This is a genomic window from Streptomyces cathayae, assembly GCF_029760955.1.
GTDB classification, from domain to species: domain Bacteria; phylum Actinomycetota; class Actinomycetes; order Streptomycetales; family Streptomycetaceae; genus Streptomyces; species Streptomyces cathayae.
The window spans coordinates 5,799,496-5,813,457 of record NZ_CP121682.1 but is presented as its reverse complement, the minus strand read 5'-3'; the positions used below and the strand labels follow the sequence as shown (position 1 = coordinate 5,813,457).

Here is a 13,962-nt window from a genome sequence, read left to right as displayed (position 1 = left end):
GGGCCGACAAAGGAGTCGTACCCGGCACGACACACACGAAAGGCGGCGGACCATGCCGCACATCCTCACCACGATCCTGACCCAGGTGGCGGTCGCCCTGCTCGAGGCCGCAGTGGTCCGGCTGGCCGTCCAGTTCTGGAAGGCCTTCGGCGCGGGCGGGCACCCGGCGGCCGCACACGCCTGAGCGGCCCCCTCCCGAACCGCATCACCCGAACCGCATCACCCGAACCAGCTTGCCCGGATTGTCCGTTCGGACGGGTTTATTCGCGTGCATTGATGGAACGCGGGCAGGAGGACCCCTCGCCACTCACGCCTCACGGCAGGAGAGGACGGAGATGACTTCCCCAGAAGCACAGACCCAGCCACCGCAACAGCAGGCCCCGGCGGAACACCCGGAGGAGAAGCGGACGGACGGCAAGCTGCTGCACCTGCGCACCGCCCGGATTCCGATCCCCTACGTGACCCCGGGGGACAAGTTCTCCCACGCCCGCAGGGCCGTACCCGCGCCCAAGGCCACTTCCCTGCTCCCCTCGCCCCGCAAGCTGGCCCTCTACGGCATCCTCGGCGGCATGACCGTCGCCGGAGCCATCGGCTGGCCGGTCGCGGTCGCCGTCGGCGCCGCCACCGAGGTGATCACCCGCGAGCAGGCGGCACGGCAGCACCAGGGACACGGACACACCGAGCGGACGGAGACCGCGGCGCCACCGCAGCAGGCGACCGCATGACGGTCCCACCCGGACCTCGACGGGGCCGAACGCCGGGATGAGCCCAGGGCGCTCGGCCCCACCCGCGTTCAGCGCGTCCGGGCCGGCCCGCACCTCGCTCGGACCGACCGTCCACCCCTCGGATGAGCAGGCAAAACGCGGCACCGCGTGCCTGATTCCCCGGCACAGGATGCCAATTTCTTGATATCGAGACTTTTTCGGCCCACTACCTTTGATCGATCATCGATCAGCGGGTTATTGTCGCCAGCGGGGTCTCCACCAGAGCCCCAGCCCTGTCCTGCCATAGACCAAGGGCACCCCCGAACCCTTACCGATGAGGGAACCCCCTTCGACTGAGGAAGGCGGCGACATGACCGACTCCAAGGCCATCCAGCCGAGCGAGCTGGATCAGCTCCCGGACCGCGACCCCGAGGAGACCGCCGAGTGGCGGGCCTCCCTCGACGCCGTCACCAAGGCCGCAGGGCCGCACCGTGCCGCGTACCTGATGCGCCGTACGCTGGAGCGCGCCGAGGAGGCCGGCGTCGCACTGCCGAAGCTCCTCGAGACCGACCACATCAACACCATCCCCACCTCCGCCGAGCCCGCGGTGGACGGCGACGAGGCGATGGAGTCCCGCATCACCGCGTGGAACCGCTGGAACGCGGCCGCGATGGTGACCCGCGGCAGCAAGTACGGCGTCGGCGGCCACATCGCCACCTTCGCCTCCGCGGCCTGGCTCTACGAGACGGGCTTCAACCACTTCTTCCGCGGCAAGGAGGCCGACGGCTCCGGCGACCAGCTCTACATCCAGGGCCACGCCTCCCCCGGCATCTACGCCCGCGCCTTCCTCGACGGCCGGCTCGGCGAGCGGCACCTGGACAACTTCCGCCGTGAGGCGGGCGGCGACGGCCTCCCCTCGTACCCGCACCCGCGGCGTCTGCCCTGGCTGTGGGAGTTCCCCACGGTGTCGATGGGCCTCGGCCCGATCTCCGCGGTCTACCAGGCGCGGTTCAACCGCTATCTGACCAGCCGCGGCATCAAGGACCTGACGAACTCCCACGTGTGGGCGTTCCTCGGCGACGGCGAGATGGACGAGCCGGAGTCCACCGCCGCCCTGACGCTCGCCTCCCGCGAGGGCCTGGACAACCTGACCTTCGTCATCAACTGCAACCTGCAGCGCCTCGACGGTCCGGTCCGCGCCAACTTCAAGATCGTGCAGGAGCTGGAGGCCCTGTTCCGCGGCTCCGGCTGGAACGTGGTCAAGAGCCTGTGGGGCACCGCCTGGGACGAGCTGCTCCAGCTGGACACCACCGGCGCGCTCGTCCGCCGCCTGCGCGAGGTGCCCGACGCACAGGTCCAGACGTACCAGACCCGCGACGCGGCCTACATCCGCGAGGACTTCTTCGGCAAGGACCCGGCGCTCGTCGAGATGGCGAAGCTGCTGAGCGACGACAAGATCCTCGAGTGCTTCCACCTCTCGCGCGGCGGCCACGAGCCCCGCAAGGTCTACGCCGCCTACCGTGCCGCGCTCGCCCACAAGGGCGCGCCGACCGTGATCCTGGCCCAGACCGTCAAGGGCCACACCCTCGGCGAGGGCTTCGCGTCGAAGAACGCCAACCACCAGATGAAGAAGCTGTCGGTGGACGAGTTCAAGGCGATGCGCGACCGTCTCGGCCTGCCCATCAGGGACAGCGACTTCGTCGACGGCGAGGTCCCCTACGGCCACCCGGGTGCCGACTCCCCCGAGGTCCGCTACCTCCAGGAGCGCCGCGCCGCTCTCGGCGGTCCGGCCCCGGCCCGCCGCGTCCACCCCGTCGCACCGCTGCCGGCCCCGGCCGACAAGGCGTTCAGCGCCTTCGACAAGGGGTCGGGCTCGCAGAACGTGGCGACCACCATGGCGTTCGTCCGCCTGGTCAAGGACCTGGTCCGCGACAAGGAGACCGGCAGGCGCTGGGTGCCGATCGTCCCCGACGAGGCGCGCACCTTCGGCATGGAGTCGCTCTTCCCGTCGCTCGGCATCTACTCGCCCAAGGGCCAGACGTACGAGCCGGTCGACCGCGACCAGCTGATGTACTACAAGGAGGCCAAGAACGGCCAGATCCTCAACGAGGGGATCACCGAGGCCGGTTCCATGGCCGAGTTCATCGCCGCCTCGACGTCGTACGCGACGCACGGCGAGCCGGTGATCCCGTTCTACATCTACTACTCGATGTTCGGCTGGCAGCGCACGGCCGACCAGATGTGGCAGCTCGGCGACCAGCTCGGCCGCGGCTTCCTCGTCGGCGCCACCGCCGGCCGCACCACGCTCACCGGTGAGGGCCTCCAGCACGCCGACGGCCACTCCCCGGTCATCGCCGCGACCAACCCGGCCGCGCTGACGTACGACCCGGCGTTCGCCTACGAGATCGCCGCCATCGTCAAGGAGGGTCTGCGCCGGATGTACGGCGCGGCCGCCCCGGACGAGGACCAGGACGTCTTCTACTACCTGACGGTCTACAACGAGCCGCTGCGGCAGCCCGCCAAGCCGGCCGGTGCCGGGGTCGACGAGGGCATCCTCAAGGGCCTGTACCGCTTCAACACGGCGGAGTCGGCGGGGCTGACGGCGCCCGTCAACGCCCCGCGGATCCAGCTGCTCGGCTCCGGTACGGCGATCCACTGGGCGCTGAAGGCGCAGCAGTTGCTCGCCGAGGAGTGGGGCGTGGCGGCCGACGTGTGGTCGGCGACGTCGTGGACCGAGCTGCGCCGGGACGCCCTGGAGGCGGACGAGGCGCTGCTGCGCGGCGAGGAGCGGGTGCCGTTCGTCCGGCAGGCGCTCCAGGGCGCCGAGGGTCCGGTGCTGGCGGTCTCGGACTACATGCGCCAGGTTCCCGACCAGATCGCGCAGTGGGTCGAGCAGGACTACACCTCGCTGGGCACCGACGGTTTCGGCCTGTCGGAGACCCGCGAGGCGGCCCGCCGCCACTTCGGTGTCGACGCCGAGTCCATCGTCGTCGCGGCCCTGGCGCAGCTCGCCCGGCGCGGCGAGGTGCAGGTGACGGCCGTGAAGGAAGCGCGCGAGAAGTACGGCCTGTAGGCACCCGGACGTCATCGATGTGAGGCAGGAGGCCCCCGCTGCGGCGGGGGCCTCCTGCTGCATGATGGGCCGTATGCGCGCTGCCCGGCTGATCAAGATGGTTCTGCTGCTCCAGTCCCGGCCGTCCATGACCGCCGCCGAACTCGCGCGGGAGCTGGAGGTGTCGGAGCGGACGGTCACCCGGGACGCGCAGGCGCTGTCCGAGGCCGGGGTGCCGGTGTACGCGGACCGGGGGCGGGCCGGGGGCTACCGGCTGGTCGGCGGTTACCGCACCCGGCTGACCGGGCTGGCCCGGGGCGAGGCGGAGGCGCTGTTCCTGTCCGGGGTGCCGGGGGCACTGCGGGAGATGGGCCTCGAGGACGCGGCCTCCGCGGCCCGGCTGAAGGTGTCGGCGGCGCTGCTGCCCTCCCTGCGGGACGCGTCGCAGACGGCCGCGCAACGCTTCCATCTGGACGCCCCGGGCTGGTTCCGTGAACCGGTGACGCCCGAGCTGCTGCCGGCCGTGGCGGACGCGGTGTGGGACGACCGCCGGGTCACCGCCCGCTATCTGCGCGGGGCGGGGGAGCACCGGCGGGAGGTCGTGCGGGAGCTGGAGCCCTACGGGCTCGTGCTCAAGGCGGGCGTCTGGTACCTGTGCGCGCGGGTGCCGGGGCACGAGACGTTCCGGGTGTACCGCGTCGACCGGTTCACCGCGGTGGAACCGGTCGGCCCGGTCGACCCGGCGCGCCCCGCACGCTTCGAACGCGACCGGGAGTTCGAGCTGCCCGCGTTCTGGGAGGAGCGGGCGGAGCAGTTCGCCCGCTCGATCCTGCGGACCCAGGTGGTGGTGCGGCTGTCGCCCGAGGGGGTGCGCGTACTGCCGCACTCCGTGGAGGCGTCGGCCGCGGCGGCCGCACGGGAGGCACTGGCCGAGGCGGCCGGGGAGCGCGGAGGGGACGGCGACGGGTGGGTGACGGTGACCCTGCCGGTGGAGTCCGAGGAGGTCGCCCACACCCAGCTGACGGCGCTGGGGCCCGAGGTGGAGGTGCTGGCGCCCGCGTCGTTGCGGGAGCGGTTCGCCGCCCAGGCCGTACGGCTGGCCCGGCTGTACGAAAGGGGCGCCCCCGACGCCGGCACCGGCCCCGGCCCTGTCCCCCGCCCCTGAGCGATCCGGGTGACACTCCGGGGTGCGCCCCCCGGTCCCAGGGCCGATGCTTGACGCGTGATGGACGAGACGGAGTTCTGGGAGCTGGTCGACACCGCCCGCGAGGACGCCGGGGGCGACCCGGAGGAGCAGGCCGACCTGCTGGTGGAACGGCTCGCGCGGCTGGACCCGGAGTCGGTCCTGGACTTCTCCCGGCACTTCGAGTCCCGCTATCACCGCGCCTACCGCTGGGACCTGTGGGGCGCCGCCTGGGTGCTGCTGGACGGGGCGAGCGACGACGCCTTCGACTTCTTCCGGTGCTGGCTGATCGGCCAGGGCCGTGAGGTCTTCGAGGGCGCGCTGCACGATCCGGACGCCCTGGCCGGCCTGCTGAAGGAGTTCGACGAGGAGGTCGACGGCGACGCCGAGGACCTCGGCTACGCGGCGGACGAGGCGTACGAGCAGCTCACCGGCACGGTGGCGCCCGACCTGGACCTCCCGCCGGCCCCCGCGGAACCCGAGGGCACTCCGGTCGACTTCGAGAACGATTCCCGGCTCGCCGAACGCTACCCCCGGCTCTGGGAACGGTTCCGGTCCTGACCCCCGTGCTGCTCCCCGCGCTATTCTCCGTGCTGCTCCCCGCTCTGCTCCCCCTGCTGTTCCCCTCCCTGTTGCCCGCGCCGTCCCTCGTCCCGTTGCCCGGAGGACCCCGCGATCCGGCTGTCCTCCTGCGGCCGGGCGCCCGGCCGGCGGCCCTGCAGTTCCGCGGCCCGTTGCCTGATCGCCGGAAGGCGGGCCTGCAGGGCGGCGCCCGGGCAGCTGGTCATGTAGCCGTCGCTGTGGCCCGCGAGGGCGGGCAGCACGGCCGTGCTGCCCGCCGCGTACCGGCTGGCGCCGTTGCTGGAGACCAGCCGGACGTCGGAGCGCGGGTCGGTGCCGGACAGGCCGAGCTTCCAGGCGGCCAGCTCCGCGATCGCGCGCTCCATCGCGGGCGGCACCGGCACCCCGGCGGTGAAGGTGCCGAGGGCGGCGATCCCCGCGGTGCGGTGGTTGAAGCCCTGGGTGTGAGCACCGGTGACGGGCCGGCCGGTCCCGCCCGCGCGGCCCTCGTAGATGGTCCCGCAGCGGTCGACGACGAAGTTGTAGCCGATGTCGTCCCAGTCCCGGCCGGCGGTCTGGCCCTCGTAGACGTTGCGGATGCCGGCCGGGGCCTCGGCGCAGTCGTAGTCGTTGGGCGAGTCGGTGTGGTGGATGAAGACGGCGACGACCTCGTCGTCGTAGCGCGGGGGCGGCTGCTCGTGGGTGGTGCCGGCCGTCCAGGCCGCTCTGGACACGATGGGCGGCCTGGGCGCCGTGTACGCGGCCGCCTCGCGGCTGGGGGCGGGGACGGCCGAGGTCTCCGCGGCCCGTTCGACGCCGTACGCGCACAGCACCAGCGCGACGGCCGCGGCGATGCCCGGCAGACAGCCGAGCAGCACCTTGACGCCTCTGGGCAGGCCCGTGAGGCCCGGGGCGTGGGACATCCGGGAAGCAGGGCGCCGCCATGCTCCCCTCGGCCTCCTGAGGACACGCATGGTTTCACTGTCGGCCGGATCCACCCCGCCCGCGACGTGTGCTGTGCCGACCGGTGGAACCATCTCCCTGGTCCGCCGCGTTCTTCCGAGTGCACGCGCGTGACCGCTTCCGTGTGGTCGACGGTCCCGCGCGCGTGGCTGATCACTGGGCCCCTCCCCCACGTATGCACGTATGTATGAGGGGGCCCGAGAGAAAGGCGGTGTGCGTGGACCTGCTCGACCTTCTGCTGCTGCTGTTCGTCCTGGCCTACGCGGCGTCCGGCTACCGGCGCGGCCTGCTGGCCGGCTGTGTCTCGCTGGCCGGTTTCGTGGGCGGTGCGGTCGTCGGCGTGTGGATTCTGCCCTGGGTGCTGGGTTCGGTGGACCCGGGAACGACCACGGCGACGGTGACGGCCGTGTTCACGGTGCTGCTGCCGGCCGCGGTGGGCCACGAGCTGGCCGGCCGGCTGGCGCTGCGGTTGCGGCGGGAGCTGGACCGGGGGCCGCTGCGGGTGGCGGACGGGATCGGCGGCGCCGCGGCCAACTCGGTGGCCGTGCTGATCGTGGCCTGGGTGGTCGCGTCCGTGCTGGGCGCCTCCTCGTCCCCGCTGGTCACCTCCGCGATCCGCGACTCGCGGCTGCTCGGCGCGGTCAACGAGGTGATGCCGGACACCACGCCGGCCTGGTTCTCGCGGGCCACCTCGGAGCTGACCGAGGCGGGCTTCCCACAGGTCTTCAACCCGTTCGAGAACGAGTCGACCGCCGAGGTCGCCGAGCCCTCCGGCGACAGTGTCACCGCGGCCGCCACCCGGGCCGCCCAGCGGAGCACGGTGAAGGTCGAGGGCGTCGCGGGCCTCCAGGGCCGCGAGGGCAGCGGCTTCGTGTACGCGACGGAGCGCGTGATGACCAACGCCCATGTGGTGGCCGGGATCGACCGGCCGACCGTGCGGGTCGGCGGCGTCGGGCGGGCGTACGAGGCCCGGGTGGTGCTGTTCGACCCGCAGAAGGACGTGGCCGTGCTGTACGTCCCCGAACTGCGGGCTCCCGTCCTCCCGTTCGACGACGACGCCGGCCGCGGCGACCCGGCGGTCGTCGCGGGCTATCCGCAGGACGGCGATCTGGACCTGCGGGCGGCGACGGTCGCGGGCCGGGTGCAGGCGAAGGGCCAGAACATCTACGGCGACCGGGCGGTCGTCCGCGAGATCTACTCGATCCGTTCCCTCGTGCGCCCCGGCAACTCCGGCGGCCCGCTGCTGACCACCGACGGCCGGGTGTACGGCGTGGTGTTCGCCCGTTCCACCTCGGACACGGAGACCGGCTACGTCCTGACGGCGGACGAGGTCGCCGACGAGGCGCGGCGCGCGGCGAACGCCACGGCGCCGGTGGACACGGGCGACCCGACGACGTCGTAGGACCACGCCCGGGCGGGGCCGGAGGTCAGCGCAGGGACCGCCCCATCAGCACGTCGTCGACGTAGGTGCCGTCGAGGCAGAACTCCTCCGGCTGGACGCCCTCGACGACGAAGCCCTCGGACGCGTAGAGGGCGCGGGCGGCGGAGTTGTGGCCGAGGACGCGCAGGGTGATGCGGCGCGCGCCGCGCTCCCGGGCCTCCCGGACGGCCGCCCGCACCAGGGCCCGGCCCACGCCCGCGCCACGGGCCGCTTCGGCGACGGCGAGGCCGCGGATCTGCTGGACGTGCGCGTTCGAGGGCAGTTCCGTGGGGAAGCCGAGGCGCACGTAGCCGACGACGCGGCCCGCGTGCTCGGCGACGAGGTGGTCGCGGGGGCCGGACCGCTCGCTGAAGAAGGAGTCGTACGGCGGCTGCGGCGGCGGGGTGACGGCGTGCAGGACCGACCAGGTCTCCCGGTCCAGCAGAGCCAGTTCCCCCTCGTCGGCGGGGCGGGCGACGCGTATCGACGGTTCAGGCATGAGGGTCACTTTACGACCGCCCGCGCGGTGCGCCCGCGGTGCCGTCCGGGCTGCGGGCAGGATGGGCGGCATGAGTTCCGCCTCCTCTGCATCCTCTGCATCCTCCGGATCCTCCCGGTCTTCCGGGTCTTCCCGCATCGCGGTGGCCGGCGCGTCCGGTCTCATCGGCGGCGCGCTCGTACGGTCCCTGACCGCCGACGGGCACACGGTGGTGCGCCTGGTGCGGGCCGAGCCGCGCGCGGCGGACGAGGTCCGGTGGGACCCGGAGCGCGGCACCGTGGACGCGACCGGTCTCGCCGGGTGCGACGCCGTGGTCAATCTCGCCGGTGCCGGGGTGGGCGACCGGCGCTGGACGCCCGCGTACAAGGAGCGGATCCGCGCCGGCCGGGTGCGGGGCACGGCGGCGCTCGCCGAGGCCCTCGCCGGGCTCGCACCGGACGTACGGCCCGGGGTGTTCGTCAACGGCAGTGCGATCGGCTACTACGGCGAGACCGGTGAGCGGACCGTCGACGAGAGCGCGCCGGCGGGTTCGGGCTTCCTGCCGGAGCTGTGCGTCGAGTGGGAGGCCGCGGCGGCGCCGGCGCGGGAGGCGGGCGTGCGGACGGCGTTCGCCCGGACCGGTCTCGTGGTGGCCCGCGAGGGCGGGGCGTGGGCCCGGCTCTTCCCTTTGTTCCGGGCCGGGCTGGGCGGGCGGCTGGGCGACGGGCGCCAGTACTGGTCGTTCGTCGCGCTGCACGACGAGGTGGCCGCCCTGCGCCATCTCCTCGACACCGACGGGCTGTCGGGGCCGTTCAACCTGACCGCGCCGCATCCGGTGACCAACCGTGAGATCACCGGGGCGATGGCGCGCGTGCTGCACCGGCCGGCGGTGTTCGCGGTGCCCGCGCCGGTGGTGCGGACCGTGCTCGGCGAGATGGCCGGGGATGTGCTGGGCAGCGCCCGGGTGCTGCCGGCCCGGCTGCTGGAGTCGGGGTTCCGTTTCGCCTTCCCGGAGATCGACGGCGCGATCCGCGCGGCCCTGTGACCCCCCGTCAGCACCCCTGAACCACGGCCCTCCCACCTCGAGGGGCGGGCGGCCGGGGGCGTGGAGGGCCGGTGGCCGAAGCCGGTGCGCCCCCTGGGGGCCGTGCGGTGGCCGCCCGGCGTGTGCGTGCGACCGCCGTGCGCCCGTGCCCCTGGCGGTGCGCGACGCCAGGCGATCCGTCACGGACCTAACCTCGACCAGAACTCGGGTATTCCTGGGGCCTGTTGGGGGCATCACGACTCCAGCGTCCGCGCAACCTCGAGGAGGGGCACGTGCTTGAGCCCACGTACCAGGCGGACGTCGTCGTCGTGGGAGCCGGGGTCGCCGGTCTCTCCGCGGCACGACGCCTGACCAGCGCTGGAGTCACCACCGTGATCCTTGAGGCCGCCCATACCGTGGGCGGCCGGATGGCGACCGACAAGGTCGACGGCTTCCGGCTCGACAGAATCGGGCAGTTACTGTCCACCGCGTATCCCGAACTGCGGCCGGCCGCCGACCGGGACGGGCTGGCCCTGCGCCCGTTCGCACCCGGCGTCCTGCTGCACAGCGGCGGACACCACCACCGGGCCGGCGTACCGACCGGTGCGAGGGGCGCGAGGGGCGCACTTCACGCGGTGCGCGCCCTTGCGAGCGCCCCCCGGGTGGGGGCCGTGCCCAGGAGGCCGGCGGCCGTTCCCGGGCGGCAGGTGTCCACGCCCCGGAGCCGGACCGGCGCCCCGCTGGGTACGGCCGTCGACCAGGCCCGCCTGGGCTCCGCGTTCACCCGGCTGGCCGGCACTCCGGTGGAACGGCTGCTGGCCCGGCCCGAATCGACCGCCGCCGAGGCCCTCACCGCCCGGGGCCTGCCGGCCCGCACCGTCGACGGCTTCCTCCGTCCGCTGCTCGCCGCCCTGCTGTGCGACCCGGACCTCACCACGTCGAGCCGGTGCGCGGATCTCGCGCTGCGCGCCTTCGCGGCCGGGCGGCTGTGTGTGCCGGAGGGCGGCGCGGAGGCGCTGCCGGAACTGCTGGCGCGGGGGCTGCCGCCGGGGACGGTGCACACGGGCGTCCGGGTCACCTCCGTCTCCACGACCTCGGTGACCACCGCCGAGCACGGCGAGTTCCGCTGCCGCGCGGTGCTGATCGCGACGGACGCGCGGGCCGCGGCCCAGCTGCTGCCGGGACTGCGGGTGCCGGACTTCCACCCGGTGACGGTGGTGCACCACGCCACCGACGAGCCCCCGGAGACCGGCGCCTCGCTGCTCCTGGACGCCGACCGGGGCGGACCGGTGGCGCACACGGCGGTGGTCAGCCGGGTCGACCCGTCCCGGGCCCCGGCCGACCGCGCGCTGGTCTCGTCCACGGTCCTGGGCCCGCCCGGCGCCCAGATCGACACCGGTGTGCGCATGCACCTGGCCCGGCTGTACGGCACGTCGACGGCTCGCTGGGAGACGCTCGGGGTGTATCACACCGCCGACGCCGTCCCGTCCATGCGGCCGCCGCACGATCTGCGGCGGCCGGTACGGCTGCTGGCGGGTCTGTACGTGTGCGGCGACCACCGGGACACCAGCACCGTGCAGGGCGCCCTGCACTCGGGCCGCCGCGCCTCGGCCGCGATCCTCACGGACCTCGGCGCGGGCCGTCCGATGCACAGGGCGGACCCCCTGACCACGGTCCGGGCGGCCTGACCGGCCGCTCCCCCTCAGCCGCCCCGCGCCCCTCCGGTGACCACTCCCGGAGGGGCGCGGTGGCCCCAACCACACACCACCACGCCGGTCCGGCCGCGATGCCTCGACCACGGCGGCTCAGCCGCGGTGGTTCGACCGCGGCGGTTCAACCGCAGCGCCTCAACCACGGCAGTTCAACCGCAGCGCCTCAACACGGCGGTTCAACCACGGCGCCTCAACCGCAGCGGTTCAGCCGCGGTGGTTCGGCCACGATGACTCAGCCGTCGTGACTCAGCAGTACGCCGCGATCCTGTCGCGGTAGACGCGTACCGGTGCCGTGTCGCGGTAGGGCTCCAGTCTGCGTTCGAAGTCCCGGACGTACTCCACGGCCCGTACCGAGCGCATCTCGGACGCCTGGCCGGCCGCCTCGGCGGCGAGCAGGCAGGCCTGGTCGAGTTCGCCGAGGCCGAGGCGTGCGGTGGCGAGGACGACCCGGCAGAACAGCCGGCTGCGGGCGTAGCCGGGGGCGCGCAGCTGCAGCGAGCGCTCCGCGTGCTGGGCCGCGGCGCGGAACTGCTGGAGGTCACGGTGGCAGTGGCCGAACTCGTCGGCGAGCTGGGCCTCGTCGAAGAACCGCACCCAGTGCGGGACCTCGTCGCCGGGCCGGGCGTTCTCCAGGGCGCGTTCGGCGCGCACCAGGGCCGCGGTGCAGGCCCGCACCTCGCCGAGCACACCGTGCCCGCGTGCCTCGACCGCGTGCAGCAGGGCCTGCACCGCGGGCGGGGCGGAGTTGCCCGCGCCCTGCTGGGCCACTCGCGCGAGCTGCACCGCCTCCCGCCCGTGGCCGAGGTAGACCGCCTGCCGGCTCATGGTGACCAGCACATACGCGCCGTAGGTCCGGTCCGCGGCGGCCTGTGCGAGGCGGAGCGCCTGCACGAAGTAGCGCTGGGCGAGTCCGTGCGCGCCGATGTCGTACGACGTCCAGCCGGCCAGCCGGGTCAGGTCGGCGACGGCGGCGAACAGGCGGCGGCCGGTCTGCTCGCCGTAGGTGCCGCGCAGTATCGGCTCGCACTCGTGCTCCAGGTAGCGCACCAGGGCCTGGCGGGCGTGGCCGCCGCCGTAGGCGTCGTCGAGGGTGCGGAACAGCTCGCCGACCGAGCGCAGCGCGGCGATGTCGCCGCCGGTGACCCGCTGGCCGGGGCCGCGCTCGGCCGTCCGGCGGCGGGTGCCGAACTCGGGCAGCCCGGTGGTCGGGCGGCCGACCGGGCGGGCCTGGGCGGGGACGCGGACCGGCGGCTCGAGGCGGGCCACCTTCTCGTCGGCGCGGCCGATGAGCCAGTCCCGGCTGGGCACGACGAGCCCGGCCGAGGTGAAGGCGATCTTGCGCAGCTCGGCGTGGCTGCCGGAGTCCTTGCGCCACAGCCCGCTGACGATGTCGACGGCCTCCTCCGGGGAGGCGGCGAACTCCAGGCCCGCGTAGACGGGGGCGCAGGCGTCCAGGCCGAGGTCCTGGGCGGTGAGCCGGCGGCCGAGGCGCCGGGTGAAGACCTCGGCGATCAGCGCGGGTGTGGTCCCCCTGGGCTGCTGCCCGCGCAGCCAGCGGGTGACGGAGGTCTTGTCGTATCTCAGGTCGAGCCCGTGCTCGAGACCGAGCTGGTCCACGCGGCGGGCCAGTCCCGCGTTGGAGAACCCCGCTTCTGCGATGAGCGCGGCGAGCTGACGGTTGGGCGTGCGCTGCGCGGGTCGTTCCGTCATCTGTGGTGCGGTCTCCTGCCTTCCGGCGAACGTTGATGCCCGGATCACCTGTGAGCAGCCCTGATGGCCTTCTGGACGGCGCGAATGTAGCGGAGAGTAAACGCCTGGTGGCATATTTCGATCCGCATTCATCCGATCGTGTGAGAATTTCCCCCGAGGCTGACGGACAGCAGTCGGCACGGGCGCCGGACGCGCGCCGGAACTACCACCGGAGCCGCCCCCCGGGGACCTCCCCGGAACCGCCGCCGAAAGGAAAGCCGGTCGTACGGTCGTACAGTGGCTTGGGCACCTTTCGTGCCTTACCGCGTTCCACCCTTGTTCTGCCTTACTACCTTCCGGGAGGCACTCGCCGTGAGTGAGTTGCGGTTCGTCCGAATGGGCTTCGGGGCCGAGGCCGTCGACTACCAGGTGGCCTGGGACGAGCAGCGCCGGGTGCACGCGGCACGGTTCGCCGACGAGGCGCCCGACACCGTCATCCTGCTGGAGCACCCCCCGGTCTACACGGCCGGCCGGCGCACCCAGGACAGTGAGCGCCCCCTCGACGGCACCCCGGTCATCGACGTGGACCGCGGTGGCAAGATCACCTGGCACGGTCCCGGCCAGCTGGTGGGCTACCCGATCCAGAAGCTGCCCCGCCCGGTGGACGTGGTCGCCCACGTCCGGCGCCTGGAGGAGGCCCTGATCCGCACCTGCGCGGAGTTCGGTGTGGAGACCACCCGCATCGAGGGACGCAGCGGTGTGTGGGTGCTCGGCGACCCGGTCGAGCAGCGCCCGGCGCTCGGCGGGCTCTCCCTGGACTTCGACCCCCGCCTGCACGACGAGGAGTTCGACCCGCGGCTGAACGGCCCCCAGTACGCCCCCTCCAACGCCGGTCAGCGGCGCGAGGACCGCAAGCTCGCCGCGATCGGCATCCGGGTGGCCAAGGGCGTCACGATGCACGGCTTCTCGCTCAACGTGCAGCCCGACAACAAGTGGTTCGACCGGATCATCCCCTGCGGCATCCGCGACGCGGGCGTCGCCTCCCTCGCGAGCGAACTGGGCCGCGACATCACGATCGAGGAGGTGCTCCCCGTGGTGGAGCGGCATCTGCGCGACATCCTGGAGCACGCCGACCTCAAGCCGCGGGAGACCGCCCGCGCCACCGCCTGACCCGGC

Annotated in this window: 12 protein-coding genes; 9 read left to right on the top strand and 3 right to left on the bottom strand. The window is 73.6% G+C overall.

What is annotated here, in order from left to right:
• Nucleotides 1-52: 52 nt before the first annotated feature.
• The 5 genes from PYS65_RS26520 (at nt 53) to PYS65_RS26500 (ending at nt 5,500) form a co-directional block, all read left to right on the top strand.
• The gene (locus tag PYS65_RS26520; protein ID WP_279336448.1) at nt 53-184 is read left to right on the top strand and encodes a hypothetical protein; all 132 of its coding nucleotides are present in this window, start codon (nt 53-55) and stop codon (nt 182-184) included.
• 151 nt (nt 185-335) lie between these two features.
• Nucleotides 336-725 (top strand): hypothetical protein, encoded by a 390-nt coding sequence (locus PYS65_RS26515; protein ID WP_279336447.1) that lies wholly within the window; start codon nt 336-338, stop codon nt 723-725.
• 349 nt (nt 726-1,074) lie between these two features.
• On the top strand, nt 1,075-3,777 hold the full coding sequence (gene aceE, locus PYS65_RS26510; protein ID WP_279336446.1) for a pyruvate dehydrogenase (acetyl-transferring), homodimeric type: 2,703 nt from the start codon (nt 1,075-1,077) through the stop codon (nt 3,775-3,777).
• Nucleotides 3,778-3,850: 73 nt separating this feature from the next.
• Nucleotides 3,851-4,921: a helix-turn-helix transcriptional regulator gene (locus PYS65_RS26505; RefSeq protein ID WP_279336445.1), complete on the top strand. Its 1,071-nt coding sequence runs from the start codon at nt 3,851-3,853 to the stop codon at nt 4,919-4,921.
• A 60-nt stretch (nt 4,922-4,981) separates the two neighbouring features.
• Entirely contained in the window at nt 4,982-5,500 is a 519-nt protein-coding gene (locus PYS65_RS26500; RefSeq protein ID WP_279338087.1) for a DUF4240 domain-containing protein, read from the top strand.
• A 20-nt stretch (nt 5,501-5,520) separates the two neighbouring features.
• On the opposite strand, the gene PYS65_RS26495 is transcribed toward PYS65_RS26500, so the two are convergent.
• Nucleotides 5,521-6,378 carry a peptidoglycan recognition protein family protein gene (locus tag PYS65_RS26495; RefSeq protein WP_387039942.1) on the bottom strand — a complete coding sequence of 286 codons (858 nt, stop codon included), beginning with the start codon at nt 6,376-6,378 and terminating at the stop codon, nt 5,521-5,523.
• Nucleotides 6,379-6,680: 302 nt separating this feature from the next.
• On the opposite strand from PYS65_RS26495, the gene PYS65_RS26490 reads away from it, so the two are divergent.
• Entirely contained in the window at nt 6,681-7,865 is a 1,185-nt protein-coding gene (locus PYS65_RS26490) for a MarP family serine protease (protein ID WP_279336443.1), read from the top strand.
• A 25-nt stretch (nt 7,866-7,890) separates the two neighbouring features.
• Here the strand turns inward: PYS65_RS26490 and PYS65_RS26485 are convergent, their stop codons facing one another.
• Nucleotides 7,891-8,382, bottom strand: coding sequence for a GNAT family N-acetyltransferase (locus tag PYS65_RS26485; RefSeq protein ID WP_279336442.1), 492 nt, complete (start codon nt 8,380-8,382; stop codon nt 7,891-7,893).
• A 70-nt stretch (nt 8,383-8,452) separates the two neighbouring features.
• Here PYS65_RS26485 and PYS65_RS26480 point away from each other — a divergent pair, with 70 nt between their 5' ends.
• Both PYS65_RS26480 and PYS65_RS26475 read left to right on the top strand, forming a co-directional pair.
• On the top strand, nt 8,453-9,406 hold the full coding sequence (locus PYS65_RS26480; protein ID WP_279336441.1) for a TIGR01777 family oxidoreductase: 954 nt from the start codon (nt 8,453-8,455) through the stop codon (nt 9,404-9,406).
• A 272-nt stretch (nt 9,407-9,678) separates the two neighbouring features.
• Nucleotides 9,679-11,073: an NAD(P)/FAD-dependent oxidoreductase gene (locus PYS65_RS26475; RefSeq protein ID WP_279336440.1), complete on the top strand. Its 1,395-nt coding sequence runs from the start codon at nt 9,679-9,681 to the stop codon at nt 11,071-11,073.
• A gap of 270 nt (nt 11,074-11,343) precedes the next feature.
• On the opposite strand, the gene PYS65_RS26470 is transcribed toward PYS65_RS26475, so the two are convergent.
• On the bottom strand, nt 11,344-12,807 hold the full coding sequence (locus PYS65_RS26470; protein ID WP_279336439.1) for an NsdA family TPR-like regulatory protein: 1,464 nt from the start codon (nt 12,805-12,807) through the stop codon (nt 11,344-11,346).
• Nucleotides 12,808-13,158: 351 nt separating this feature from the next.
• On the opposite strand from PYS65_RS26470, the gene lipB reads away from it, so the two are divergent.
• Entirely contained in the window at nt 13,159-13,956 is a 798-nt protein-coding gene (gene lipB, locus PYS65_RS26465; protein ID WP_279336438.1) for a lipoyl(octanoyl) transferase LipB, read from the top strand.
• Nucleotides 13,957-13,962 lie beyond the last annotated feature (6 nt).